General features: G+C 60.6%; 18 protein-coding genes and 1 pseudogene. 2 read left to right on the top strand and 17 right to left on the bottom strand.

What is annotated here, in order from left to right; translation table 11 throughout:
- Nucleotides 1-41: 41 nt before the first annotated feature.
- The 4 genes from ACOYW0_RS09445 to ACOYW0_RS09430 form a co-directional block, all read right to left on the bottom strand.
- A complete protein-coding gene (locus tag ACOYW0_RS09445; protein ID WP_482418265.1) occupies nt 42-1,085 on the bottom strand; it encodes an ABC transporter permease in 1,044 nt (347 codons plus the stop codon).
- Between the two features lie 16 nt (nt 1,086-1,101).
- Nucleotides 1,102-1,992 carry an ABC transporter ATP-binding protein gene (locus ACOYW0_RS09440; RefSeq protein WP_482418264.1) on the bottom strand — a complete coding sequence of 297 codons (891 nt, stop codon included), beginning with the start codon at nt 1,990-1,992 and terminating at the stop codon, nt 1,102-1,104.
- Nucleotides 1,993-2,088: 96 nt separating this feature from the next.
- A complete protein-coding gene (locus tag ACOYW0_RS09435) occupies nt 2,089-2,847 on the bottom strand; it encodes an MlaA family lipoprotein (protein ID WP_482418263.1) in 759 nt (252 codons plus the stop codon).
- Nucleotides 2,848-3,032: 185 nt separating this feature from the next.
- A complete protein-coding gene (locus ACOYW0_RS09430; RefSeq protein WP_482418262.1) occupies nt 3,033-5,546 on the bottom strand; it encodes a DNA internalization-related competence protein ComEC/Rec2 in 2,514 nt (837 codons plus the stop codon).
- Nucleotides 5,547-5,746: 200 nt separating this feature from the next.
- On the opposite strand from ACOYW0_RS09430, the gene ACOYW0_RS09425 reads away from it, so the two are divergent.
- Nucleotides 5,747-6,139 carry a hypothetical protein gene (locus tag ACOYW0_RS09425; protein WP_482418261.1) on the top strand — a complete coding sequence of 131 codons (393 nt, stop codon included), beginning with the start codon at nt 5,747-5,749 and terminating at the stop codon, nt 6,137-6,139.
- Nucleotides 6,140-6,224: 85 nt separating this feature from the next.
- Here the strand turns inward: ACOYW0_RS09425 and murA are convergent, their stop codons facing one another.
- The 3 genes from murA to ACOYW0_RS09410 all read right to left on the bottom strand — a co-directional run bounded on the left by murA (nt 6,225) and on the right by ACOYW0_RS09410 (nt 10,828).
- Entirely contained in the window at nt 6,225-7,481 is a 1,257-nt protein-coding gene (gene murA / locus ACOYW0_RS09420; protein ID WP_482418260.1) for a UDP-N-acetylglucosamine 1-carboxyvinyltransferase, read from the bottom strand.
- A 310-nt stretch (nt 7,482-7,791) separates the two neighbouring features.
- Nucleotides 7,792-9,531, bottom strand: a complete 1,740-nt coding sequence (locus ACOYW0_RS09415) for a PAS domain-containing sensor histidine kinase (RefSeq protein ID WP_482418259.1) — start codon at nt 9,529-9,531, stop codon at nt 7,792-7,794.
- A gap of 334 nt (nt 9,532-9,865) precedes the next feature.
- Complete coding sequence (locus tag ACOYW0_RS09410; protein ID WP_482418258.1) at nt 9,866-10,828, bottom strand: thioredoxin family protein; 963 nt, start codon at nt 10,826-10,828, stop codon at nt 9,866-9,868.
- A gap of 699 nt (nt 10,829-11,527) precedes the next feature.
- On the opposite strand from ACOYW0_RS09410, the gene ACOYW0_RS09405 reads away from it, so the two are divergent.
- Nucleotides 11,528-12,334 carry an SPOR domain-containing protein gene (locus tag ACOYW0_RS09405; RefSeq protein WP_482418257.1) on the top strand — a complete coding sequence of 269 codons (807 nt, stop codon included), beginning with the start codon at nt 11,528-11,530 and terminating at the stop codon, nt 12,332-12,334.
- 102 nt (nt 12,335-12,436) lie between these two features.
- On the opposite strand, the gene ACOYW0_RS09400 is transcribed toward ACOYW0_RS09405, so the two are convergent.
- The 10 genes and pseudogenes from ACOYW0_RS09400 to ACOYW0_RS09355 form a co-directional block, all read right to left on the bottom strand.
- A complete protein-coding gene (locus tag ACOYW0_RS09400) occupies nt 12,437-16,051 on the bottom strand; it encodes a DUF3683 domain-containing protein (protein ID WP_482418256.1) in 3,615 nt (1,204 codons plus the stop codon).
- On the bottom strand, nt 16,051-17,649 hold the full coding sequence (locus tag ACOYW0_RS09395; protein ID WP_180142276.1) for a peptide chain release factor 3: 1,599 nt from the start codon (nt 17,647-17,649) through the stop codon (nt 16,051-16,053). The genes ACOYW0_RS09400 and ACOYW0_RS09395 overlap by 1 nt, the downstream gene beginning before the upstream one ends.
- A gap of 516 nt (nt 17,650-18,165) precedes the next feature.
- The gene (locus ACOYW0_RS09390) at nt 18,166-18,441 is read right to left on the bottom strand and encodes a hypothetical protein (RefSeq protein ID WP_180142278.1); all 276 of its coding nucleotides are present in this window, start codon (nt 18,439-18,441) and stop codon (nt 18,166-18,168) included.
- 318 nt (nt 18,442-18,759) lie between these two features.
- On the bottom strand, nt 18,760-20,283 hold the full coding sequence (locus ACOYW0_RS09385) for a sigma-54-dependent transcriptional regulator (RefSeq protein ID WP_482418255.1): 1,524 nt from the start codon (nt 20,281-20,283) through the stop codon (nt 18,760-18,762).
- 353 nt (nt 20,284-20,636) lie between these two features.
- On the bottom strand, nt 20,637-22,319 hold the full coding sequence (ettA, locus tag ACOYW0_RS09380) for an energy-dependent translational throttle protein EttA (RefSeq protein ID WP_180142281.1): 1,683 nt from the start codon (nt 22,317-22,319) through the stop codon (nt 20,637-20,639).
- Nucleotides 22,320-22,721: 402 nt separating this feature from the next.
- The gene (locus tag ACOYW0_RS09375; protein WP_482418254.1) at nt 22,722-23,405 is read right to left on the bottom strand and encodes a zf-TFIIB domain-containing protein; all 684 of its coding nucleotides are present in this window, start codon (nt 23,403-23,405) and stop codon (nt 22,722-22,724) included.
- Nucleotides 23,406-23,584: 179 nt separating this feature from the next.
- The gene (locus ACOYW0_RS09370) at nt 23,585-24,718 is read right to left on the bottom strand and encodes an SPFH domain-containing protein (protein WP_482418253.1); all 1,134 of its coding nucleotides are present in this window, start codon (nt 24,716-24,718) and stop codon (nt 23,585-23,587) included.
- A 340-nt stretch (nt 24,719-25,058) separates the two neighbouring features.
- Nucleotides 25,059-25,643 carry a DUF2914 domain-containing protein gene (locus ACOYW0_RS09365; RefSeq protein ID WP_482418252.1) on the bottom strand — a complete coding sequence of 195 codons (585 nt, stop codon included), beginning with the start codon at nt 25,641-25,643 and terminating at the stop codon, nt 25,059-25,061.
- Between the two features lie 54 nt (nt 25,644-25,697).
- Nucleotides 25,698-25,991: pseudogene (locus ACOYW0_RS09360) on the bottom strand (ArsC family (seleno)protein); the annotation flags it as partial.
- 187 nt (nt 25,992-26,178) lie between these two features.
- Nucleotides 26,179-26,664, bottom strand: a complete 486-nt coding sequence (locus ACOYW0_RS09355) for a YchJ family protein (RefSeq protein ID WP_482418251.1) — start codon at nt 26,662-26,664, stop codon at nt 26,179-26,181.
- Nucleotides 26,665-26,769: the final 105 nt, after the last annotated feature.

Genomic DNA, 26,769 nt, shown 5'->3' with positions numbered 1-26,769 from the left:
TCGGGTCTTTTAACTAAAAAATGGGTCTCACGTGAAACGAGTCAGTCATTCTTCCATTGAAAGAGCAGGGATCCTGCAACGAGGCAGGCAAGGGTCATGGCCAGAAGGAGAATGATTTCCAGACGAACCTCGGCAAAACCGGCTCCGTCGTTCATGACCTTGCGGGCCCCTTCGATGAGGTGGGTCAGCGGAAAGACCCGGGAGAGGGCCTGGACCCAGGGGGCCGTGCCTTCAAGGGAGAACCAGACCCCCGAGAGAAACATCATGGGCCAGGAGATGAGGTTGAGGATGCCCCCTGCAAGCTCTTCGCTGCTGCCCCTGGCTGCCAGAAGGAGGCCCAGGGAGATCATGGACATGCCGCCCACAACAAAGACGGCAAACAGGGCCGCAAGGGAGCCCCGGCACGAAAATCCGTACAGGGCGGTGCAGGTCCCGTAGACAATGCCTGTGGTGGCAAGCATGACAAAAAGGCGGGAGATGACCTGGGCCGTCAGGAACTCCCATGGGCGAACCGGGGTGACGCTGAAGCGCTTGAGGACCCCGTTTTTCCGGTAGCGCACCACCACATACCCAACGCCAAAGAGGGCGGAGAACATCATGTTCATGCCCAGGATGCCGGGAAAGAGCCATTCCACATACGGGATGCGGTCCCCGGTGACCATCTGCCGGGTGAAGGGGCCGTCTCCGGTGCGTCCCCCGCCCAAAAGGATCTCTTCGAGGATTTTTCCCTTGGGGGCGTCGCTGTTGATCCAGTAATGGCCCGTATCCGTCGACAGGACCATGTCGAGGCGGTGGTGGCGCAGCTTGGCCAGGGCGTCGTTCCGGTCGGCCAGTTCAATGGCCTGGATCAGGGGGTGGGTGAGGAGGTGTTCGCTCTGGGGAAGGGGGGCTGCGCCGTCGGCTTTGAGGACGCCAGCCTTGTAAAGCTTCTGGGAATCCTCGCTGAAAATAAGGGAGAAACCGGCGATGATGAGAAAGGGGAAGAGGATGCTCCACCCCAGGGCGGAGCGGTCCCTGTAGAACTCGATGTTGCGGGCTTTGAAAAGGGTCCAGATACGTTTGAACATGGCGATGGTACCTTTCATGGGGCCGTTTTTGTCGTCAGTTGCGAAGCGCTTTGCCCGTGAGCTTGAGAAAGAGGTCCTCCAGGTTCTGGGGCATGACCACGATTCCGGACAGGTCCATGCCCATGGCCACGAGTTCCCGCAGGGAGTGGTCGGGGTTTTCGGTCTGGATGCTGATGCGGCCGTCCTTTAACCGGAACCAGGGGGTGGTGAGGGTGGCGAAGGCGCTGTCTTCTGCGATGCCGGGCAGGACGATGGAAGAGCCCCGGCAGTGCGCGGAGAGCAGGGCCTCGGTGGCTCCCATGGCGATGATGCGCCCGTGGTCCATGATGGCCAGCTCATCGCAGAGTTTTTCGGCTTCATCCATGTAGTGGGTGGTGAGTACCACGGTTTTCCCGTCCCGTTTCAGGTTTTCCACAATCTCCCAGAGGTGGCGCCTGGCCTGGGGGTCCAGCCCGGTGGTGGGCTCGTCCAGGAAGACGAGGTCCGGGTCGTTTGCCAGGGCCATGGCAAGGAGAAGGCGCTGCTTCTGGCCACCGGAGATCTTCCGGTTGTCCCGTTTGAGGATCTCTTCCAGGCGGCAGATGGCGATGAGGGCTTCCCGCCCGGCCCGTTTGGTGTAGAGATGGCGAAAGGTCTCCAAGGTCTCTTGCACGGTGAGGAACATGGGCAGCTCCGTGTTCTGGAACTGGATCCCGGCCTCACGGGTGAAGCTCTCTCCCCGGGGAGCGCCTTTGTAGAAAATCTCGCCCGAGGTTTCGGGAAGGATCCCTTCGATGACTTCAATGGTGGTGGTTTTGCCGGCTCCGTTGGGACCGAGGAGGCCGAAGCAGGTGCCCGGACGGATGGAAAAGGAGATGCCTTTCACCGCCTCGACGTCGGCATAGTGCTTGACCAGGTTGCGGACTTCCAGGATAGGGGGTTCCATAGGCTTTCCTGTGATGCACCCGCATTGGGTGCGGGCGGGGTGTTGGCACGTACGGTGATACGGCCCCCGAAGCCTTTTGGGGCATGTCGCCGCGGGTTACTCTTGGACCATTTTTTCCCGGCTCTGGATGTAAAGGTCACGGATAAAGGTATAGGGATCCAGGGCCGAGGCCTTAAGGGCAATGTAGTCGTCCATGCTGAAGGAGGCTTCGTTGAGTTTTTCGTAGGCGGTGATGGCCAGCGAGAGCTTTGTGGGTTCCACGTACCCCACGGGGTTGAGATAAAAGTAACCGGGAATACTGGCGCTGTCCCTTAAGGTGGAGGGGCCGAGAAGGGGCCAGACAATGTACATGCCGTTGCCCACGCCCCAGGCGCCCAGGACCTGGCCCAGGTCTTCGTCGCTGGGCTCCATGTGGAACCAGCTGCCCGCCGGGTCTCCGAATCCCAGGACCCCCACGGTGGTGTTGATGACAAATCGCCCCACTTCGGAGCCCGCCCCCTTGATCTTGCCCTGGAGCAGGCTGCTGATCAGGCGTACCGGGGTCTTGAGGTTGTTGAAAAAATTGGCCACACCCCGCCGGACAACCGTGGGGGTGACGGTGCGGTAGCCTGAAGCCACCGGCTTGACCACCCAGATAAGGAGGGTATCGTTTAAGGTGAACATGGCCCGGTTGAAGGGGGCCAGGGGATCCCAGACTAGCTCCTCCGGGGTGTCGCCGAACTCGTCGATCAACCCTTCGTCATCAAAAAAATCATCATCATCCAGAAATTCGTCGTCTTCTGCAAACGCGTCCTCGGAAATCAAGGCTTCTTCAACCGTATCCGTCGCCGTTTTTTCTTGCTCTGGCGCAGCCACGGGGGGCTCCACGGAAGGGGAGGTATGCGCAGCACACCCTTGAAGGAGAAGTGCCAGAATGAGGGCCATCAGAGCGGGTGGCACGATGGAATGCCTAATGCCACGGGGACGAAATACCAAGGGGAACCTCCACAACGAGAAAATCGAAACCAATTGCCGTACTTTATGCGTCGGGAGAGTCGGTGTCAAGGCCGTGTCCATGTGAGCGAGGGAGGAAAAGGGGAAGAGGAGTCAAGGAAGGTGGAAACCGACAGGGCGGTGCCGTCGGATTCGATGGTGACGGCCCCGTTCCGGTGGGTCCCGTAGAGGGTGCATTGGGCCCGTGTGTATCGCTTTACCACCTCGGTATGGGGAAGACCGTAGCGGTTGGCTTGTCCGGCTGAGATCACGCCGATGGAGGGGTGTACACGGGTGAGGAAGGCCTGGGTGCTGGAGCTTCGGCTGCCGTGGTGGGGGATCACCATGACGTCGGCCTTCAATGCCTCTCCGGCATCGGACATAAGCCGGGCTTCCGCCTTTTTCATGATATCGCCGGTGAGCAGAAACCGGTGATTTCCGTAGGCCAGCCCGAGGACCAGGGAGTTGTTGTTCACCGAGCCGCTGCCGGTGAATCCCTTGGGGGGCGCCTCCGGGTGAAGGCAGGTGACGCGAACGCCTTCCACGACCATGGGCGGGGACCGGTCCGTCAAGTAAACGATGCGGGTGCCGGACCGGGCGGCAGCCTCGGAAAACCGGTTCCACAGCGCCCCCTTGCCGGGGTAGGGCCCCATGAAAAGTGTCTTGACCTTGAAGTTGTCCAGAATATGAATAAGGCCTCCCATGTGGTCGCTCTCCGGGTGGGTGAGGACCACGGCATCGAGGGTGGTGATCTGGGAGGCCTGCAGGTAAGGCCCCACGGCAAAGCGGCCGACGTCGAAGCGTCCCGGCCGGGCAAACCCGCCGTCCACCAGCCATCGTTTGCCGTTGGGAAAGGCCAGCACAGCGGAAGAGCCCTGGCCCACATCAAGCACCGTGACCTTGAGGGTGGGGTTGTGGTGGCGCTGGACAAAGGCTGTTGTGGCCCTTCCCCCCAAGATGAGCAGGCAGCAGGCGGCAACCAGCACGGGGCCTTTGCCCTTGCGAAGGGGGGAGAGCAGCAGGGAAAAAAGAAGGCAGAGCACGAGAAGGGTCGTCCCGACCCCGGGGCGGGGCAGAAGAAGGTAGCCCCCGGGAACGTCGGAGAAGAGAGCGGCGATGCGGATGGCGGCCTCCAGGGTGTAGCCGGCCAGGGAAAACAGGAGGCCGGCAGGGGCCGATCCGAGGGGGAGGAGAATCACCCCCACAAGCCCCGGGAGGATAGTGCCGAAGCTGATGAGGGGAACCAGGATCAGGTTGGACAAGAGCCCGATGGGTGCCGCATAGCCAAAGTGATGCAAGACCAGGGGCGCCGTGCCGAAGGTGGCAAAACACGGGGGGATGACAAACAGGAGCATCCGCTGCCGGAGAGTGGGCAGGGCCACCGGGGAGGCCGGGGTGCGAAGCCGGGCCAGGCTGGCCAGGATGGCGGCCACGGCGGCAAAGGAGAGTTGGAAGGAGACGGCAAACAGGGACGGCGGATGGGTGATGAGGATAATAAGGGCAGCCAGGGCAAGGGTGGTGGGAAGGTCCGCCTCTTCATGGAGGACCAGGGCACCCATGACAAGACCTGCGGCAGTGAGGGCCCGCTGGGTGGACGGGGCCATGCCGGACAGCAGGGCGTAGAGGAGAACCGGCACCAGGGTGAAGGTGGCGGCCAGCATCTGTGTGTGTCCCTTGATGAGGGGGCGCTCCCAGCGGGAGAATGCCCACGTGAACAGGAAGTAGAAAAGGGTGGCCACGATCCCAAGGTGGAGGCCGGAGATGGCCAGCAGATGGGCTGCGCCGGTACGGGTGAAGAGATCGCGCAGGGAAGGCGGCATATGGGAGCGATTGCCGGTGAGAAGGGCACAGAGCATGGCCCCGGAGTCATGGGTTGGTGCATGGTCGAAGAGGGCGCCTTCGATGCGTGCCCGAATATGGTGAAGGGCGGTGCGCCACCGATGGGCGGGAGCCGCCGGAGACAAGGTCACCTCCTCTGCTTTGACCACGCCCCAGGCCGCGACCCCCTGCCTCATCATGTGGCGCCGGTAATCGAAACGTCCAGGGTTGTTGAAACTGGTAAAGGGGCGAAGCCGGCAGCGGGTTGTGAGCTGCATCCCCTCGGCCACGGGCAGGGAGCGGCCCTTTCTGATGATCAGGCGGATGCCGGTGGCCGGTGGAGCAAGGCTCGGGCCGTTCCCAAGGAGGACATCCCGCAGGATGCATTTGAGGTCACGGTCCTGAAACCGGATCTGCTCCATGCGTCCCGTGAGGGGAAGGGGCTCTGGGGTCAACCCGCTCAGCCCTTTTTCAGCGGGTGCCCAAGGGGCCATGAGCCAGGCCCCTGCCAGGGTGAACAGGGGGATAAGCAAGGCCATGGGGACGCGCCGGGGTGCGCTGAGCCATGCACAGGCTGTCAGGACCGACACCAGGGTCACGGATACCGGCAGGGGCGTGCGGGCATGGCCCGTGAGGATGCCCGTCACAAGACCTGTGAGCACAAAGAGCATGGGGCGCCGGTCAAGGCCCGACATGGCGGGGAAGAGGAAGAGAAGCGTTTCCCTCAACCAGCGGGTATGGTATACTAAAGTCCTCCCAAACATAAAGTATGTGCACCCGTTGTTATCTGTTTGATACTCCCGGTATCCATTCGTTTCACACCACGAGCCTTGCTCGTTTCCCGCACGTATTCATGATGGCCTCCTGCAAAGTCGAACAGGCCTGTATCACGACTTAACACGATCCCTTTTTTTTCGTGCCGGTCTGCTTGGTCCCCACCGGCAGCGAATGATGTGAGGTGCGTATGGGTGATTTACGTCATTGTGAACGTTTTCTCCCCAAAAGGGGCGCTTATATTGTCTTTTCCCCCTCCTTTACGCGAAGGGGGCCCCTGATCAACATCAGCCGTGAGGGGCTCTCCTGCATCTATTATGTCAACGACACACTGGATGCGCGAAGCATGGACACCTGCGTGAATATTCGCTACGGGAATTTTTTTCTGGGGGGGCTGCCTTTCCGTATTCTGTCGGACAAGCGTATCGGTACGGGGCGCTTCGGCCCCTTCAAGATGGTGCGACAGCGGTCATTGATTTTTGAAGCACTGTCGGTGAGCCAAGTGGTCCAGGTGGACTACTTCATTCAGAATTTTACCCGGCTGAAGTACGATTTTCTGGAGGGCCCTTCCAGCTTCAGTTGAGATGCGGGAAAGGCCCCTTTAAAACACTTGCAGGTCAAGTGCCTGCGTCGGTCTGTGGCCCGGCGCAGGCTTTTTTCGTGGCGCTTTAACCCTTGATGCGCTCGATGTCCGCTCCGAGTCCCCGAAGCTTGGTCTCAATGTGTTCGTAGCCCCGGTCGAGGTGGTAGACGCGGTTCACCACCGTCTCCCCTTCGGCCACCAGGCCCGAGAGGATCAGGGAGGCACTGGCCCGCAGGTCCGAGGCCATGACCTGGGCACCCGAAAGGCGTTTGATCCCCTTCACCGTGGCGACGTCGTTGCCCTTGAGCACGATGTCCGCTCCCATCCGTTTCAATTCCGATACATGGATAAACCGGTTTTCGAAGATGGTCTCGTGGATGACGCTGGCGCCGTCGGCCAGGGTCAGCATGGCCATGAACTGGGCCTGCATGTCCGTGGGAAAGCCCGGGTAGGGCGCGGTGCGGATATCCACGCTCTTGATGGCCTTCGGCCCGATGACGCGCACCGAATCCTTGCCGACCTCCAGGGTGGCCCCGGCCTCTTCGAGTTTGCTCAAGGTGTGCTCCATGTGCTCCGGGGCGCAGGCCGTTACCTCCACGTCTCCCCCGGTCATGGCCGCGGCCACCATAAAGGTGCCGGCCTCGATGCGGTCCGGGATGATGGCGGCGTCCACCGATGAAAGGGCCGGCACGCCGGTGATGGTGATCTCCGGGGTTCCCGCCCCTTCGACCTTGGCTCCCATGGCGTTGAGCACATCGGCCAGGGCCATGATCTCGGGCTCCCGAGCCGCGTTGGAGAGAATGGTGACCCCATCGGCCAGGGTCGCGGCCATCATCAGGTTCTCCGTTGCCCCCACTGAGACGGTGTCGAACACGATGCGTGCCCCTTTAAGGCGGTCGGCTGTGGCCTCCACATAGCCCTGCTCCAGGCGAATGGTGGCGCCCATGGCTTCCAGCCCTTTGAGGTGGAGATCGATGGGGCGATCCCCGATGGCGCACCCTCCGGGCATGGAGACCTTGGCCCGGCCCATGCGGGCCACCAGGGGGCCCAGAACCAGGATGGAGGCGCGCATTTTTCTTACCAGATCGTAAGGGGCCTCCACACAGTCCATGGGGCCGGCATCGATGGTGACCTTGTCTTCGGTTCGTTCAACCGTTGCCCCCAGTTCGGCCAGGAGGCAGGTGATGCTGTGGATGTCCATGAGCTCAGGGACATTGCAAAAGGTGGTTTTGCCCTTAACCAGAAGGGAGGAGACCAGAATGGGCAGGGCGGCATTTTTGGAGCCGCTGACCCGAACACGTCCGTGAAGGGGGGCACCCCCCCTGACAACAATTTTATCCATACAGGTATCTCGGTCGGCAGGTGATGCCGTTGTATTCGTGCGGGGAGGGTTCAGGTGATCGGGAACTGGAGTGGGGACCGGGCGCAACCCGTGACAGCCCCTTGACGGCAGGAGGCGGGCAAGGGGCAGGCGCAACCGGTTCCGGGCAGGTGGTTGAACGGCTTCCCCCCGATGGTTGATGATGGGATGCCGTCCCGAACGGGGGGCATCTACAGCCTTTGTTCCGGCAACGATATACCAAGGCCGGAGACAAAGCAATGCCCCATTTTTGTTGCGGGTGTCTGCGGGCGGGCCTCCAACAATTTGCTGATTATCTGACGGATCCCACCTCGTTGTAGATCTCTTCGAGTTCCTGTTCGCTCATGTTGAAGGGAACCCGGATTACAAGGGCTGTGCCTTCCCCCGGGCTCGAGATGATGCGAAAGCGCCCGCCCATGAGGTGGACCCTCTCCTCCATGCTGCGCAGGCCCATGCCTTTGGCGTCTTTTCCCTTCCCTTTGCCCTGGTCAAACCCCACCCCGTTGTCTTCCACGCGCATGATGATGTCCGGGAACGAGGCCACCAGCCGGAGCACCACCTTTGAGGCCCTGGCGTGCTTCAGCACGTTGCTCAAGGCCTCCTGGACCAGGCGGTAAAGGTTGATCTCGGTTTCGGAGTGCAGGGGGATGCCGTTGAGGCCCGCAGAGAAAAAGTCCACCTCGATGCCGGTCTTGCGTTGAAAGTCTTCACAGTGGCGGAACAGGGCCGTGGGAAGGCCGAGTTCGTCCAGGATGGGGGGCCGCAACTCGTAGGCGATGGTCTTGACGGCCTCGATACACTCCTGGAGCACGCTGGAGACGTCCTTGAGCCTGGACCGAAGGACCGAGGCGGAGATGGGGCCGTCCAGCAGGCTGCTGCAGGTGATTTTCAGGGAGGAGAGGTCCTGGGCCACGCTGTCGTGAAGGTCCCGGGCAATGCGCCTTCGTTCTTCCTCCTGGACCAGGATGATCTTTCTGGTTAGGTGCTTGATCTGGCTCTGGGCCTGGGAAAATTCGGTGATGTCGTTGACCGTGGTCAGGGCGTAATGCTCCTGGGCCAGGGTGATGCGCCGGGAGGAGAGGAGCACCGACCGGCTCTCCCCGTCGCGGGTGCGGAAGCGGCACTGAAAGTTGGTGACCCACCTGCGGGTTCGCATGATGTTGAGGTAGGTCTCCCAGGCCGTGGGCTCTTCCCAGAGGCCCACGGCAAGGGGTGTTTTGCCGATGACTTCTTCCCGGGTGTAGCCGAACTGGGAGGAGAAGATGGCGTTGACATGGCTGAACTCACCCGTGGAAAGACGGTTGAAGGCAATGGGGTTGGGGCTTGTCTGAAAGGCCTGGCGGTAGAACTCTTTTTTTGCCGTGACGGTTTTCAGGTGGCTGTCCTGCTCGATGAGTCCTTTTTCCAGGTTCTTGTTCTTTTGGTGCAGGGCCGATGCCTTTTTGTCCATTTCCGCGATATGGAGGGAGAGGCCCGATACCCAGGTCCGCGTCTCTTCGGTGACGCGGGTGGCGATAAGAAAGTAAAGCAGGGCCAGGGCAGCGATGATCTGCCCCTGGAAGGATTGGGAGACACCTCCCCAGGCGATGAGGGGGAACAGGAAAATCCCGGTGTAGATTTTTGTGCTGGCCGAAGGCAGCACACTGAAGACCGGGGTGATGCTCAAAATGGCGCCGGAGCAGAAGATGATGAGGTAGCCAGGCCATACCAGGCCGTACCGGGTCAGGACAAAGGTGGCAAACAGGGCAAAGACCATGGCCGAGAGGTAGTTCAGGCCGAGGCTCCATCGGCGGGCCGTGGGGGTGCCCAGGCGCTGGAAGAGAAAATAGGCGGAACCGATGACCACCCGACAGCCCAGTACGAGCAAGGTGGCGGCCAGAAAGATCAAGGTGATGACAGGGTGGCGGGCGTAGAGGTCGGAGGTGCCCATGATGATGGCAATGAGAAGGGGGAGGATGGGAGACGCCAGACTAGAGCGCAGGATGTACTCCACGTCCAAGGGCCGTTTGTTTGGCGTCCGGGTCAGTTTCATGGGGTACTCGCATCCTGCGAGGGCGAATCGCATACCGGCCGGTGCGCTGGCACAACGGCCCCGGGGGGGCTGGTGTCGTATCGCAGGTGTGGTTATAGGGTCAGGGTCTGAGCTGTTTGTGCTTGTGGTATGTGTAAGTAAATACGGTAAGATAGTTACTTTGGAAGCAAAGCGGTTGTCAAGTAAAAAAACAAGTAACTATTCAGCATGCCTTCGGCGGAGCCCTGAAGGGATTGTTTATTATCTGTTTGGCAAATCGTTGGCCCCGCCAGGGTTCGCCGGAGGCTTTTTTGAGCGGCATCGTTACAAAAACACGCCCTTTGGCAACGGAAAATCAGGATGTCTGTTCCTCGATGGCCTCAATGGCTTCCTCCACCGCCTCCCGGAGTGCATCGTCGCAGGGGCCTTGGAGGATGGCGCGAAGGGTGGGCAGATGGGCGATATCGCAGGAGAGCCCGGCAATGTAGACAATATCCCCCAAAGCGGCGGGATCCAGAGCGTCCCGGTCGCCCAGGAGGGCAGCGGCGGTTTCGGAGACGATGGCCGGGTGGGATTCGGCAAGCTCTTCCATCACCACCATGGCTCCCAGACGGACGGACCACTTCTCATGGGCCAGCAAGGTGTTGAGGGAGGCAAAGGGTTTTGCCGCACCGGCCACCATGGCTGTGACCCTGGCGGCCTCTCCCTCCTCCAGAAGGGCCCGGATGGCATCGGCGCTGAGCTCTTCGGGGGCACGGCCGGCAACCACCTCCATGGCCGAGGCCACATCAAACTGCCCGCTCCATCGCATGTCCCCGTCGTAGATCAGGGTGGGGGCGGCCTGAACGCCGCGCTTTTCCGCCTCTTTGGGAAAGAGGCTTCCGTCGTACAGGGAGAGGCGGATATGGGGATTGGCCAGGGCCAGGGTGATGAGCTGTCGCGCGATGCGGGGGCAGTGGGGGCAGAACTCCGCCACAAAGAGATCCAGGGTGGCGGGGAGTGCCAGGCGCTCCAAGGGGGCGGCCTGGGACGAGGGGATCGCCTCGGGGGATCCTTTCAGGGCATAGAGGAGAAGGTCGAGCAGCTTTTCCCCGGGGAGGGTGAAGAACTTCAGGCCCTGTTTTGTTTCAAAGAAGGGCAGGGGGCCCTCGCTTTTTTTCAGGGTCAGCACGAGGTGCTCTCCCGCTGCATCGGCAAGGGACTGCCCGAAATGCGCCATCTCATTGCTTTCGGCATCGCCTGTGGTGTGGAGGGTCAGGGCCACAGGGGCGGAGAGGGCGGAGGCCCAGGAGCGGATGATGGGAGCGGTATCGGCCATGGCAATTGCTTCCTTTTCTAAGGCATCGGCGGAATCTGCGGAGCGCCTGTCTATAGACATTTTTTCTGTAAGGGCCCTTTCCCGATGGGCGCTGCCGTAGCCTATGCCGCCTTCCCCATGTTGTCAACACTGGGGCGGTGCGGCGGCAGGGCCAACGCATTTAACAATTCAATGGCCTCCGGTGGGGCGCTTTTTGAAAAAAGCTCCGCAAAAACGTTTCGGTAATCAAGGCGCTATGCACGGTTGCTGTGTGCCCCAAAAAAAGGAAACCTGTTTGTCAAACTTTTCAAAAGTTTTGCCCCCGGCAGGGCCGCCGGAGGCAAAAATCTAAATGCGTTTGCCCTGGACGCGGCGGACCATACGATTTCGCATTGACAGGGGACGGAAGGGCGGTGTAGGCAGTTGAACGGTATAACGGAAAAAGAACAATGACCCCTGCCCGGATATTTCACGAGTCGAGTGCACCCATATTCAAGGCATCAGAGCTGCAGATGTAGTGGTTTACCTCAAGGCTCTGATAACGCAGAAGATGGGTGCACTCGGCTCGCCCGAAGGGTGAGAAAATCGTGAATTACATTTTGTATTTATGAAATGTCTAATTTTTTCACAGCAACCGCCTGTAATAATATTGAATCATTGCAGGTAACCCGTTTTCTCATGAAATATCCGGGCCGGGTTCTTGAAAGATGAGGAATCACCATGGCTGAACAGGACGTACATCATGAAAACGGGCACCCACCGGAGCCGGGGAATTCCGAGGAAGGGTGGCCTCGAAGGGGAAAGGCCTTTCGCCGCGCAGCCCTTTGGGGCGGGCTCCTGGGCCTGATGCTCCTGGCTCCCATGGTGTTTCTCGTGGGCACTGGGGTCAAAATAGCCCGGGACCCCGATTTTGTGCCGGCCCCCAGGGCAGAGAAGGTGACGGTGGATCTTTTCCAGAAACCGGCACGGAGAGAGCCCGAGGCAAAGGCAGAGCCCCTGACGCCTGAGCCCCTTGACCACGGTATTGCCGCCATGCTGGCAGTCCCATCGTCAACCGGTGGCCTTTCAGACACCTACCCCTTTACCCTTCATGTCGGCTCCTTTCGCAACGCGGCCCGGGCTGCCGCCCAGGTGAACGCCCTTCGGGAGCTGGGCGGGGCCGCCTTTTCCGCTTATGTGACGATTCCCGGCATGGGGGACTGGTACCGGGTGTTCTGCGGCAATTTTGCAAGCAGGGAGGAGGCTGAGGCCGCGCGGGAGACGCTTTTGGCCCAGGGGGGCTCGGAAGCCTCTCTGACGAAAAAAAGCGTGGCCCTTGCCGTGGAGGGCCCCCTGCCCGTCAGCGACGCCCTGATTCTGGAGAGCCGTCTCCATGCCCTGGGCTTTTTTGCCTACGTCATGCCCCGCCCTCCGGCGGATGGCCGGGTGCAGGTCCTGGTGGGCGCCTTCCAGACGGAGAGCCGGGCCGGTGTGATGCGCAAGCGCCTGACCAAGGCGGGGTTTGAGGCCAGGGCCGTCAGGCGGTGACACAGAGAACCGTTCCAGGGGATACAACCAAAAAAGGCGCCTCACCCGCTTACGGGGGAGGCGCCTTTTTTATTGGGATGGTTCAAAAGACCGGGGCGTTTTTTAGAAGGTCACCACCTCGGCCTGTTTCACCATGGCTTTGAGTTTCTCTTCCCAGTCCTTGCCGCCGGTCTGGATGGCCAGCTCTACGGCCAGGTGGCGGGGAACGATGTCGAGGTCCTTGTTGCGGCCCAGGCCCTGGATGCAGGAGGGGCAGTTGGTGAGGATGGTGGTCTCACGGCCCTTGCCCAGGGTGCGCAGCTCGATCTCGTCATGCTTTCTCTGGAGCATGGCGTTGGTGATGTCCGGTCGGCTCATGGAGAGGGTCCCGCCTTCGGAGCAGCAGTGGGGCACGCTGTCCACGGAGTAGCCGGTAAACTCTTCGAGCATGCCTGCCGCGTCACCGTCCAGGGAGTCGTGGCAGGGGGCGTGGTAGAGGCAGCTGTTGCCCCCTTTGACCTCCAGGCCGTTTTCCAGGGCAAAGCGGCTCACGTCGGCAATGTTGCAGTCCAGGATCTCCGGGGCCTCGATCTCTTCCAGGGCCTCTCGGCAGGTTCCGCAGCTCACCACGCAGGCGTCGAATTCCACGTAGCTGATCATTTCGCGGATCTGGCTGAAGATCACCGAGTCCCGAAGGGTCATCTGGCTGTGCTGCACACCCTTGGCGTTGACCTTGGCAGGAAAGCCGCAGCAGATATACGGGGGCGGCAGCACCACCCGGACCCCTGCGGAGAGCAGAATGTAGATGGCGGCCTTGGAGATGTCGGAAAAGAGCCGCTCGGACCCGCATCCCGGGAAGTAGAAGACAGACTGCTCCGCCTCCTCCGGCGGGTTGAGGATCATGGCCTGGTTGTTCCCGCACTTGGGCAGGATGTCCCGGAGGGTTCCCGCGGGTGGCCGGGGAACGGGAGACGCAAGGATCTCGGCTGCGTGGGTCCCGGACAGCACCTTGCGCATGGGGGCCATGTTCTTGAGCATCTGGTGGCCGGTGCGCTGAAGGGAGCCGCCCCAGGAGACTAGGCCCTTTCGGAAAAGGGCGTTGCCCAGGGGGTTACGGGTCTCCAGGTACGCCAGGGAGGCCCGGGTGGCCATGCGGGTCTTCTTGTACTTGCGGGAGACGAGGATCTCCCGTTCCATGAGGGAGACCTCGGCCGTGTCGATGTCCACCGGGCATGGCTTGAAGCACTTGTGGCACATGGTGCAGTGGTCGGCGATCTGCTCCAGCTGCTTGAGGAACTTGAAGCGCGTGGAGTGGGCACGCTGCACGTCGTAGAGGATGGCCTCGATGAGGGAGGCGATGGCCAGGTTCTTGTTCCGCGGGTGGTAGAACATGTTCTTGGCCGGGTAGAAGGTGCAGCAGTCGATCTTGCACTTTCCGCAGCGCACGCAGGTGGCGATTTTGGCCGCCAGGGTCTCCAGGGAGCCGTGCTGAAGGATACTTGCCTCCAGCTCCAGCAGGTTGAAGGAGGGGGTGTAGACCTTGGACTGGATGTTCGGGTCCGTAAGCTGTCCCGGGTTCATCACCCCTTTGGGGTCCACCTTTTTCCGGTAGGCGGCCAGGGCCTTGGCAAGGGACGGATCCAGGTACTTCATCTTGGTGATGCCGATGCCGTGTTCCCCGCTCACCACGCCCCCTAAGCGCACCGCTTCCTCCATGACGTCGTCGGCGGTTTTGGCGGCACGTTTCATCATCTCCATGTCGTTGGAGAAGACCGGGATGTTGACGTGCACGTTGCCGTCCCCTGCGTGCATGTGGGTGGCGATGATGATCTGGCGCGCCCTTACCTCGTTGAAGATGCGCTGGATGTCGCCGGTGATGCGCTTGTAACCCCGGAAGAACTCCAGGAGCTCGGAGAGGAGCTGCCGGGCCTGGGCGCCGTCCTGAAGCATCTCCGTGGTGGCGTTGCGGATGGCAGAGAGGGCCTCGCTGCAGATTTCTCTGGCCTTGGGGATACGTGCCTCAAGCCATTCCGGGTCTTCGATGGGCTCGGCATGCTCCAGGTAGGCCAGGGTGGCGTTGAGGAAGTCCAGCTGGTTGTATCGGTTCTCTTCCAGGTTGTAGGTGTCCACAAACCGCGTAAAGGCCCCCAGCACATCCAGGGGAAGCACGATGTCCTCGTTGAGCTTGAAGGCGTTGGTGCGTCGTGCGATGGCCCCCAGCTTCTTCCGGTCTTTCCAGAAACGCTCGGCCTCGTCCTCGTCCCGTGCCACAAAGATCTCGGTGTTTTCGTACGGCCCAAGAAGATCCTGGAGGCGCCGGGTCCCCCTGTCGATCTCCTCTTCGTTGTGGCCCACCATATCGATGAGAAGGACCGCCTTGGGGCTCCCCTTACGGGTGGCCTTTACCTTGTAGTTGATGGCGAGCATGTACTCGTCGTCAAAGTGCTCCAGGGCGATGAGGGCCTCTTTGCCGCCGTTGTCGAACTCCTTGGAGATCTTGACGATGACATCGCTGGCCTCTTCCATGTCGTTGCCGAAAAATTCCAGGCAGAAGGTGGTCTTGTATTCAAAGGATGGGTAGAGGATGAACTCGGCGGAGGTGATGATGCCGTCGCAGCCCTCTTTCTGGATCCCGGGCAGGCCCCCAAGGGCCTTGTTGGTGATGTCCTTGCCCAACCCTGTTTTTCGTATCTCCGTGCCGGAGAGGCTGACGGTCTTCTTGATCTGTCCCTCTTCGTCCCGCACGGAGAAGAGGACGGTGTCCTCGGGCAGGATTTTGCGCATGGGGTGATCTTCCCGGCGCACCTCCATGAGGCGGCCGCCGGGCATGGCAATGCGGTAAGAGACCAGGTTGTCGATGGCCGTCCCCCACATCACCGCCTTTTTCCCCCCTGCGTTTTCGGCGATGTTGCCGCCGATGGTGCAGGCCCAGGAGCTGGTGGGGTCGGTGGCAAAGACAAGGTTCTCCACCTCGGCGTAGCCCATGGCCGTCTGGGTGATGACCCCGGCCTCCAGTTCAAGGACCGGCATGGTGGACGCACCGGTGCCCGGAGCCGCGGGCAGGTGCTTGATGCCCCGGATGCGGTTGAGCTTTTCGGTGTTGATCATCACGCAGCCTTCGGTGACCGGTACGCTGCCCCCGGTGAGGCCCGTGCCCGCACCGCGGGGGATGATGGAGAGGCCGAGCCTCTCGATGGCTTTCACCAGGCGGGGAACCTGGGACTCCCGGGTGGGGCGCAGCACGGCCACGGCCAGGTGGCGCCGCCAGTCCGTGGCGTCCGTGGCGTGGCTGATGATGGAGAAGGGCTCGAAACAGACGTTGTGGCGTCCGATGATGGCCCCGAGCTCGCGCCTGATGCGTCGCCGCTGACGTCGGTGCCCCTTGAGGGTGTCGTTGAGGCCCTTCAGGGCTTTGCGGCAGCGTCCGGTGATCTCCAGAACCTCTTTTTGCTCCGCCATTTTTTCGATGATGGCCAAATCGTTGGCGGCGGTCTTCAGGAACAGGCGACGGCGGCTCCGGGACCCTGCGAGATCGTCAAAGAGAAAGGGGTTGCGCTTCAGGATGAACAGGTCACCCATCAGGCGCATGAGCAGCTTGGCGGAGCGCCCGGTGATGCGTTTTCCCCGGAGTTCCTGGAGCTTGTTCCACACCTTGGCGTCAAAGAGGTAGGTGACGACGAGTTCGTCGTCGGCAGAGGTGTAGTTGTACGGTATTTCGCGGTAATTTTGTGCTTTCATCAGTTGTATTCCCGTGTCTTGTTGAACACAATGTCGGGGTTCTGTTCCATCACAAAGCCCAGTTGCCATTCGCTGGTGGTGAGGTAGGTGAGGTGGCCCTCGGAGTCCGTGGCAAGGCTGGCCACCTGGCTCTCCTTGAAGGCGTCCAGGCATTTTTTATCGTCGCTGTCCACCCAGCGCGCCACACCGATGCTGACGTGTTCGTAGGCGGCGTCCACGCTGTACTCGTTTTTCAGGCGGGCAATGGTGACCTCAAACTGCAGCTCACCCACGGCGCCTAAGATGTAATCGCTTCCGCGCAAGGGGCGGAAGACCTGCACCGCACCCTCTTCGGCCAGCTGCAGGAGCCCTTTCTGGAGCTGCTTGGTCTTCAGCGGGTTTTTCAGCAGCACCCGCTTGAAGTGCTCCGGTGCGAAACTGGGGATGCCGGTGAATTTCAAGGGCTCCTTGGTGGTGAAGGTATCCCCGATCTTGATGGTGCCGTGGTTGTGGATCCCGATGATGTCCCCGGGATAGGCCTCTTCCACGTTGGTGCGGTCCTGGGCCATGAAGATGGTGGCGTTGGCAATGGTGATGTCCTTGCCGATGCGGTGGTGCTTGACCTTCATGCCCCGGGTGAATTTACCCGAGCAGATCCGGAAAAAGGCGATGCGGTCCCGGTGAGCCGGGTCCATGTTGGCCTGGATCTTGAAAACAAACCCGGAGAACTCCTCTTCGGAAGGGGTGACCTCCCGGGTAACGGCCTTCCTGGGAATTGGCGTCGGGGCCATCTCCACAAAGGCGTCCAAGAGCTCCTGCACACCGAAGTTGTTGATGGCGCTGCCGAAGAAGACCGGAGTCTGGGTCCCCTTGAGGTAAAGCTCCAGCTCAAAGGGGTCGGCGGCGCCTTCGATGAGCTCAATGTCGTCCCGAAGGTCATCGGCCTGGCTTCCCAGGAGCTCGTCGAGCTTGGGGTCGGACAGGTCCTGGATGTGGATGCCGTCCTTGGCCAGGGTCTCTTTCTCCGGGGAAAAGAGGTGGATCTCTTTTTTATAAAGGTTGTAGACCCCTTTGAACTGCTTGCCCATGCCGATGGGCCAGGTGAGGGGCGTGCACTCGATCTGCAGTTTCTCTTCAATATCGGCCAGGATGTCCAGGGGCTCCATGCCGTCCCGGTCAAGCTTGTTGATGAAGGTCATGATGGGGGTGTTGCGCATGCGGCACACCTCCATGAGCTTTTCGGTCTGGGTCTCCACGCCCTTGGCGCTGTCGATGATCATCATGGCGCTGTCCACGGCGGTGAGGACCCGGTAGGTGTCCTCGGAAAAGTCCTTGTGGCCGGGGGTGTCCAGCAGGTTGACGTCGTAGTCCCGATAGTTGAACTTCATCACCGAGCTGGTGACGGAGATGCCTCTCTCCTGCTCGATGGCCATCCAGTCACTGGTGGCGTGGCGGTCTGTCTTGCGGGACTTGACGGCCCCGGCCTGCTGAATGGCCCCCCCGAAGAGAAGGAGTTTTTCCGTTAAGGTTGTTTTACCTGCGTCGGGGTGGCTGATGATACCGAAGGTTCGGCGCTTGCTGATCTCCCGGGTGAGGGGAGTGTTTTTTTCAAAAGACATGCTGTTTGTCATACCTGAATATATAAAAAAATCATGAAAAGCGCCTCCCCGGATTCCGGGTGACGCGAAGGGAGCCGAAGGGGTGACGAAGGCGGTGTCAACAGCATCGAAGTGGTAGCTTTACGGGGAGATGCTGGGTGTTGTTGATGTTTTCCGCAATCGTCGCGTTGCTTTTGACCGATTTGTATCAAATATCCCGTTTTTTTCTGTACGGTACACACGGCAAAACAACCGGTGAAAACCATTCTAAATAAGCTATTTCACATTCTTTTTCAAGGGATTTCAAGGGAATTGACGCGGCTCTGGGTTTTTCGCTGGGGGGAAGGTGCCGGAAAAAAGAGCCAAGACGACGGTGGGAAGGCGGGAGAGGGCGTCGTCCGGGTGGGAGGCTCATTTCCGGTGGGATTGCAAAAAAGGTGGGGACCACCTACGCATGGTTTGGTGGTGGGAAAGGGTTGCGTAGATGGCCCCCGGCAGAAGGCTAAAGTAAGGTGTCGGGGGTAAAGCTATCAATTTTTAGTGGACCGTGTGGGTGCTGATGGAATAATCGAATTCATTTTTTAAAATGGTCAGCACAAGCTCAATGGCGTCTTCGTCGATGATGTGTCCGGTCCATCCCATGCTGTTTAGCTGGTGGTTGATGAAACCCACCGTGAATGTTCCCCCGTCCTGGAGGATGCAAAAAACATCTTTGACCAGTCTGTTGACCTCCGAGGGGCCGAGCCCCTTATCCGACAGGTGCCAGAAGAGGGAGGTGCAGACATCGATGGTGGTTTGATTTTGTTCGTGCATGGTACCCATTCCTTGAATGGTTGCGACATCATCCGTCGTTGTCTTGCCTGAATAGAAATGCAGGGAGCGTGCCGGATATGCCGTGGAATGGGCTTTTTTTTGTGATTTCTTGGGCGGGGGATGAAACTGCCCGGAAACACAGGGGGAAACGATCGGACGAGAGTGAAGGGCCTTTTCAGGCCGCCTTTGCCGATGTGGCGTGCACGGTGGAAAGGGGCCGCTTAAGTGGATGGGGGATGTTCACAAAAGTGAATAGATGGTTTGGATTGTGGCCGGAGAGGCCCTGTAATCGGGGCTCTCCGTCGTCTGGTCCGTCCTCTATTCAAGGGGGGCGGACGGGCAGGCATCGTCTTTCTCCGGCTCTGCGGTGGACCAGCCGAGTCGGGAGATGCCGTATTTCTTCATCAGGGTGTACAAACGGGTTCGCCCGAGACCGGAGACCTGGCAGGCCTCTTTGATGTTTCCACGGGTGACCCGCATGAGGTGCTTGAGATAGGCCTGGTCCGCCTGGGTGAGTACCTCTTCCCGGGAGGGCATCTCGTCGGCCTGTGACGGAAGCACCGGGGAGGGGGCAGGGGAGAGCAGCGGGGGAACCGCGGTGAGCCCTTCGGGTTTTTTCTCGACCTGGTACGCGGTGGTGGCCTGCGGGGGCATATCTCCCGCCAGGTTGGCCCGGGCCACGTGGACCCGAATGGCATCGGGCAGGTGCATGGGAAAGAGGATGGGCTCTTCCCCTGCTTTGCTGATGGCCCCTTCCAGGGTGTTGACCAGCTCCCGGATGTTACCGGGCCAGCTGTAGGCGCAGAGCACCTGGAAAAAGTCCGGGGAAAAGCCCTTGGGCTCGATGCCGAAGTTCCGGCAGATGGCCCCGGTGTGGTAGAGGATGATGGCCTGGATGTCCTCGGGGTGCATGCGCAAAGGGGGCAGCTCAATGGCCACGGTGCGGAGCCGGTAGAGGAGATCGTTTCTAAAGGTGCCTTCGGCCACCATCTTGTCCAGGTCCCGGTTGGTGGCCGCCACCAGCCGGAAATCACTTTTCTGCTCGATGCGGCTCCCCACCGGGCGGTAGCACTTCTCTTGAAGGACCCTTAAGAATACCTTTTGAAGGGGCAGGTCCATTTCCCCCACCTCATCCAAGAAGAGGGTGCCTCCGTCGGCCTGCTTCACCAGACCTTCCGATGTTTTTTCAGCCCCGGTAAAGGCGCCCTTTTCATGGCCGAACAGAGCGCTCTCCTTTAAGGTTTCGGGCAGGGCCGCGCAGTCCACCACCACAAAGCGGTTCTCTTTGCGCTTGCTGTTGTTGTGGACGGCCCGTGCAAAGAGCTCCTTGCCGGTGCCTGTCTCGCCGGTGATGAGCACGCTGGCGTTGTTCCGGGCGGCATGGGCCAGGGTGGTGAGGCAGTCGTGGATCACGGGGCTGCTGCCGATGATCCCCTGGCTGTCCACGGGGTCCTCCTTAACCGAAGAGGCCTTGAGGTTCTCCCGGTACTGGAGGGCCCGGCTCAGGGTGAGGGTGATCTCTTTTAAATTAAAAGGCTTTTGGAGGTAGTCCCAGGCGCCGTTTTTGATGGCCATTTCCGCGCCGTCGGCATCGCCTGCACCGGTGATGATCACCACCTCGGGCTCTCCCGGGGTGCTGCGGATGCGGCGTACCAGCTCCAGGCCGCTTCCGTCGGGAAGGCCGACGTCGAGGAAGACGAGATCAAAGGCCGCGCTCTCCAGCTGCTGCAATCCCTCGGTGAGGGTCTGCCGGGACATGGAGCGGTGGCCTTCCCTTCGGATGAAGGCTTCAAGGATTTCACAGATCTGTTGGTCGTCGTCGATGATGAGGATGGTGGCCATGGGCAATGCATTCTCCCCGAATCAGAAGATGGCGTTGGTGAAGAGTGACGGCGGCGCAAACGGTGTGGGCGTGAACCACAGGGGGCAGGGCCGAAAGACACTTGAAATACAAGCTGATTCTCGGTCTTTGTTTCGAAGCCCATCGCCGTCTGTCACGTCGGGTGCTTCGGATTTATTGTGGGTATATAACAATCTATATAACAAATTTTATCAACTCTGCAATCACTTATCAATGGAGGGATCGCCGCAACGGGCCGTGTTTCCCGGGGCGGTGAACATCTTTCCTCGGAACGCCGTGCCCCCTTGGAGAGGGCCGACGGAAAAGGCGCCGTGCCTTCCGTCGGCCCCGACGGTTATCGGGTCAGGTGCCGGTACTTGATCCGATGGGGCTGGTCCGCGTCGATGCCCAGGCGCTTCTTGCGGTCCTCTTCATACTCGGAGTAGTTGCCGTCGAACCAGACCACCTGGCTGTCTCCCTCAAAGGCGAGGATGTGGGTGACGATGCGGTCCAGGAACCAGCGGTCGTGGCTGATGACCACGGCGCATCCCGCAAAGTTCTCCAGGGCCTCTTCCAGGGCTCGCATGGTGTTGACGTCCAGGTCGTTGGTGGGTTCGTCAAGGAGAAGGACGTTGGCGCCTTCTTTGAGCATGCAGGCCAGGTGCACGCGGTTTCGCATGCCGCCGGAAAGGGCGCCCACCTTTTTCTGCTGGTCGGAACCGGAGAAATTGAAGCGGGAGACGTAGGCCCGTGAGTTGACCTCGCGGTTGCCCAGGGAGATGGTGTCCTGCCCCCCTGAGATTACTTCCCAGATGCTCTTGTCCCCGTCCAGGCTGTCCCGGCTCTGGTCCACGTAGGCCAGCTTCACGGAGCTGCCGATGTTGATGGTGCCGTCGTCCGGGGTGTCCTGACCGGTGATCATGCGGAAGAGGGTGGTCTTGCCCGCGCCGTTGGGGCCGATGACCCCCACGATGCCGCCGGGGGGGAGCATGAAGTTCATGTTCTCCACCAGGAGTTTTTCCCCGTAGGCCTTGGCCACCTTGTCGGCCTCGATGACCATGTTGCCGAGGCGGGGTCCGGGGGGAATGAAGATCTCCATCTCCTGTTCACGCTGCTTGGTGTCCTCGTTGAGGAGCTTTTCGTAGGCCGTGATACGGGACTTGGATTTGGCGTGCCGTCCCTTGGGGCTCATGCCGATCCACTCCAGCTCCCGGGCGAGGGTCTTCTGGCGGTTGCTCTCCTGCTTCTCTTCCTGGGCCAGGCGCTTGCCCTTCTGATCCAGCCAGGAGGAGTAGTTTCCTTTCCAGGGAATGCCTTCGCCGCGGTCCAGCTCCAGGATCCAGCCCGCCACGTTGTCCAGGAAGTAGCGGTCGTGGGTCACGGCAATGACGGTGCCCGCATAACGCTGGAGGTGCTGTTCCAGCCAGCCCACGGTCTCGGCGTCCAGGTGGTTGGTGGGTTCGTCAAGGAGAAGGATGTCGGGCTTCTGGAGCAGCAGGCGGCACAGGGCCACGCGGCGCTTTTCACCCCCGGAGAGCACGCTGACCTTGGCGTCGGCGGGCGGGCACCTCAGGGCGTCCATGGCCATCTCCAGACGGGAGTCCAGGTCCCAGGCGTCCAGGTGGTCCAGTTTTTCCTGCACCACGCCCTGGCGGGCAATGAGCTTGTCCATGGCGTCATCGTCCATGGGCTCGGCAAATTTTTCGCTGATCTCATCGTACTCCTTCATGAGATCCACCACTTCCTGAACGCCCTCCTTGACCACTTCGATGACCGTGCGGTCTTCGTCCAGCAGGGGCTCCTGCTCCAGGTACCCGATGGAAAAGCCGTCGGACAGGATGGTCTGGCCGTCGAATTCGGTGTCCACCCCTGCCAGGATACGCAGCAGGGAGGATTTCCCGGAGCCGTTGAGGCCCAGGACGCCGATCTTGGCCCCATAGAAATAGGAGAGAGAGATGTTTTTGAGCACCGGTTTTTTATCGTAGTATTTGCTCACACGGATCATCGAGTAGATGACCTTGTTGCCTTCATTTGACATGGAATCACTCCTTGGGTGGCGAGGCGGGGGCCCGTTATGGATGAAAAACGGGGTGGTCCCGGCCCTTGTGTTCAGATGGCGCGTCGTTAAAGATACCGCGCGTGCGTGGCCCCTTTTCTGCCGCATAACCGAGGTAACCTACCAGACTCCTTCGAAACTCGCAAGTATCTGGTGCGCAAAGGGTCCCGGCTTCTTAGGGGGCTGACTCATTTTCCGGGCTGACGGGGCAACGGCGGGGGGGAAAATGCCGGGATGGGGCGATGAAGGTGAAAGGTTCAGACAGGTTGTCGGCGGGATGTGTGGGGGCCCAAAGGGGCTTGCGCCCCCCGGGCCCGGAAGGCGGGGTACGGACGCCACGTACGCGTCCGTCGGTGCATTCAGTATTCAGCGTGTCACAACGGCTTATCTCACCAGCCAGCGGATGACGCGGCCCACCATGGTGAAGAGGTCCGGGTCGCTGTGGCGCAGGGTGGCCCCGTAGGTGTCGAAGCCTCCGCCACCGTGGACCGTGGTGGCCCGCCTGACCTTGATGTCCTCCCGGGCGTCCATTTTTCGCTTCATGGCCTCGCGCTGGTCGTTGTACATCTGCCCGCCGGCTTTGACCCACTCCAAAAGGTGCCGGAGTTCTCCACCGTCCAGCCAGAGCCCGTGGTCGGGGCAGCGGTCGATGATCACACCGCTTCGCTGGCCGAAGTTGACGCGGTTCATCACCGTCTCGCACACCGGGCACTTGATGTAGGAGATGCCGTACTCGTCGTGGCGCTGCAGGGCGTAGAGCTCTTTGAGCTTCTTGTGGTTGACGTGGCCCACGTTTTTCACCGTGGCCTTGATGAGGGCTTCGAGCTCACCGGCATCAAAGAACATGCCCATGCACGTTTCGCAGCGTTCGATGAGGAAGGTGCCGCCGATCTTGAGGTCGATGGTCTTCATGGCCTTCTCACACCTCGGGCAGATGCGCTCTTTTTCAGGGGCCACCTCGGTGTACTCGTGGATGCCGGACAGGTCGGTGTCGTTTCGGGTTCCGCAGTAACTGCAGACAATGGTGTCCGCAGGGATGGGGGCTGAGCAGTTTTTGCAATTGGCCATAGGTCAAACTCTGTGGGGTGATAAGGATGTCAACCAGTGGGGGCAGCACTTTCGCTTGCCTCCGGCGGGGCGCTTGAAAAAAAGCCCCGCAAAACATGTTCCGATTGGCGCCGAAGCCCGTGGGCGAAGGCGGATGAAACCTCTGGCCCCCGGCAGGGCGCCGGGGGCGTGTTGATCTATCAAGGCAGCGGGGGCGGCCCGTCTTCCAGGAGGAGCCTGAGCTCCTGAAGATCGGTGGCCTTTTCCCAGCCTTCCATGCCTTTGCGCCAGACCAGGGTCTCTTTGGTGATGGCCTTGTCCCGGATCATCTCGTGGACGATCTTGGGGGAAAATGGACCCTTTTGTTCTCCGCCGATGCCCAGGTAATACGAGATGGCTTCCTGGGGGGGCAAGGGGGGCGGTACGGCAGCGCCGGAAGAGGTGGGGGCCGCCGCAGGCTGACTGGCCTGGGCTGCCTGGTCGGCCATGGTCCGGGTCATCTGGTTGGCCATGGCAAACCCCATGCCCATGCCCACCCCTGCCGAGGCGTCCCCCGAGGGGTTTTCCGCCGCTTTTTCCAGGGCGTTGGCGGCCTGGAATTTGGTGTAGGCGTCCAGGTCCCCCACGATGCCCATGCTGGTGCGTTTGTCCAGGGCCTCTTCCACGGCCTTGGGCAGGGCGATGTTTTCGATGAGGAGCTTGGTGAGGTCCAGGCCGTAGGCGGAAAACTCTCCGGCAAGCTTGGCGGTGACCCAGGCCGAGAGCTCGTTGTAGTTGGCCGCCAGGTCCAGGACCGGGATCTTGCTTTCGGCCAGGAGGTCGGCAAAGCGGGTGATGACCATGCTGGTGAGCTGGCCGGTGATCTCCTCCACGGTGAAGTGCCCCTCGGTGCCGGCGATCTCCGTGATGAAGGCCTTGGGGTCTGCGACACGGACCACGTAGGTGCCGAAGGAGCGAAGGCGCACCGGCCCGAACTCGGGGTCCCGCAGGGTGATGGGCTTTTTGGTTCCCCACTTGATGTCCGTGAAGTTTCGGGTGCTTAAGAAGTAGACCTCGGCTTTAAAGGGGCTGTCAAAGCCGTGGTACCACTTTTGGAGGGTGGTAAGGACGGGCAGGTTGCGGGTGGTGAGGCTGTAGAGCCCCGGCCCGAAGACATCGGCGATGCGGCCTTCGCTCACAAAGACCGCGGCCTGGGACTCCCGGACGGTGAGTTTGGCCCCGTACTTGATCTCGTTCTGGTACCGCGGGAACCGCCACACCATGGTGTCCCCGGAGTCGTCCAACCAGTCGATGACATCGACCAGTTCACCTTTCAGCTTGTCCCAAAGAGCCATGTGGGTCCTCCTTCCTCGTGATGGGGCCGTCATGCGGCCGGTTACGGAACCGGGAACGTGTGTGCCTTATTCCTTATGTCGGATAAAGGCACATCGGACTTTAAACGTGCCGTAACTATTCAGCTTATGTTTGCCTCCGGCGGCCCTGCCGGGGGCCAAACTTTTGAAACGTTTGACAAACAGGTCTTGACGGCTTTGGCATGAATTTCAGCGATTTTGATTGTTTTAATCTTTTTGCGGAGCTTTTTTTTAAAAAAAGCGACCCGCCGGAGGCAAGCTGAATAGTTACAACGTGCCTCCGGTTGTGTCCGGCCGGAGGCACGTGGTGTTGAGCGTCTGGCTATTCCACGGAAAAATCGGTCTGGGCCAGCAGGGTCCCGTCTTCGGCCAGGATTTCCACTCGCCAGGGCGCAGGAAGGGAAGGGCTCATGGCCTTGGAACTCCAGGTTCGCCAGGACGCGGAGGCGCCGATGGTCAGGGGCACCTCGGCCACGCGCTGACCGTCACGGTACCAGACATGGGTGATGGTGGTGGGCTCGGGGGAGACAATGCGGCTGTGGCAGAAGAGGCGCGGGGTGTCCGTGGAGAAGAGGGTACCGGTCTCAACGGGCTCACGCTCCACAATGTCTGTTGCGATGACCATCTCCGAGACACTCACAAGGATCGGGATGTTTTGCTCTTCGGCAGGTTCCATGTCCGCTGCGGTTTCAAGGTCCTCGGAGGTCATGGGCTCCGGGGGCAGGGGGACTGCCTCGGCCTCAACGTCGGCTTCAACGGCCGTGGGCTGAGGGGTGGTGTCGGACTGGGCCGTGAAAATCACCTCGCCTGGGTTGGCGTCGTCCAGGGTGGGGGCGGCGGAGGCAAACGATCCGACAAAACACAGGGAAAAAACGGCAATGAGAAGCGGTGCAAACAATTTCAACATGTTTCTTTCCTTTCGACTGGGATGCCAGGGGATGTTGCCCCGAGGCATCGGGTTCTATGGAGCGAAGGTTGCCTTATAATAATCGTCGTGAAACCCCACCACAATCCGGTCTTTCAACCTGAGGGTGGGGGCGCGCAGGTTTCCGGACGGCCCCATGGCCGCCTTGAGTATGGCCTCTTTGTTCTCGTCGCTGGCCTGCCATTCCGTCACCTTTTTTCCCCGGGCTGTGATTACCAGGGGGCGTGATGAGAGGATGGCCCAGGCCGCATCGGCGTCAATGCGCTCTTTTCGCGCATCCACGACCTCTTTGGGGGCGAGGTTGAGGGGCCCAAGAAACTCCTGGGTCTTGGTGCAGGACGTTCAGCCTTTTCGAAGGTATGCCCATTCAATCATGATATGCTCCTTAACGTGATGGTTGGGTGTGACATGTGTGGGAGACCCACAGGGTGCCGGAGCAGGAATCCCCGGCGGAAGAGGGGGAGGGGAAAGCCCTCGGCAGGAGGGCTTTCCCGAAATGAAACGGATTACCGCTGTGCTATCCGCAGCATTTTTTGAACTTTTTGCCGCTGCCGCAGGGGCAGGGGTCGTTGCGGCCCACTTTGGGGCCCTGGCGGACGACCGTTTCGGGGACAACGCCCACGCCGTCGTCAAAGTACCAGGCACCATCGACCTTCACGAAGCTTGCCAGCTCGTGGTGGCGAGCCTTTTCGCCTTTGACGGCGTAGTTGGCGATGAATTCCACCTGGCCGGTTTCGTCGCCTTCGCCGCCCTTGTCGGTGCGAACCACCTCCAGGTTGAACCACTCGGATTTGGCCGCCCAGTTTTTGGTCTGGCGTTCGTCATGGGTGTGGCGCTTGTCGGGGTGGATGGACTCCTTCAGGAAATCGGTCTCCACCTTGGCATAGGCGGTGTATCGGGCGCGCATGAGCTGCTCTGCCGTTTCAGCGGCTTTTTCGCCTCTGATAATGGGTCCGCAACAGGTATCGTAAGCCGCATCAAGTCCGCATGGGCATGGTTCCATGAATTTACTCCTTCAAGTCTGTATCGTTGCTTCGTCTTTTTGGCCCTTGTGCATGGGCCGGATCATCACAGGTTATCCTCGTGAGGTCCTATATAAATAAAATGA

The sequence above is a fragment of the Desulfoluna sp. HI9BLuna genome, from assembly GCF_056829775.1.
This window is presented reverse-complemented; position numbering and strand designations above follow the sequence as displayed.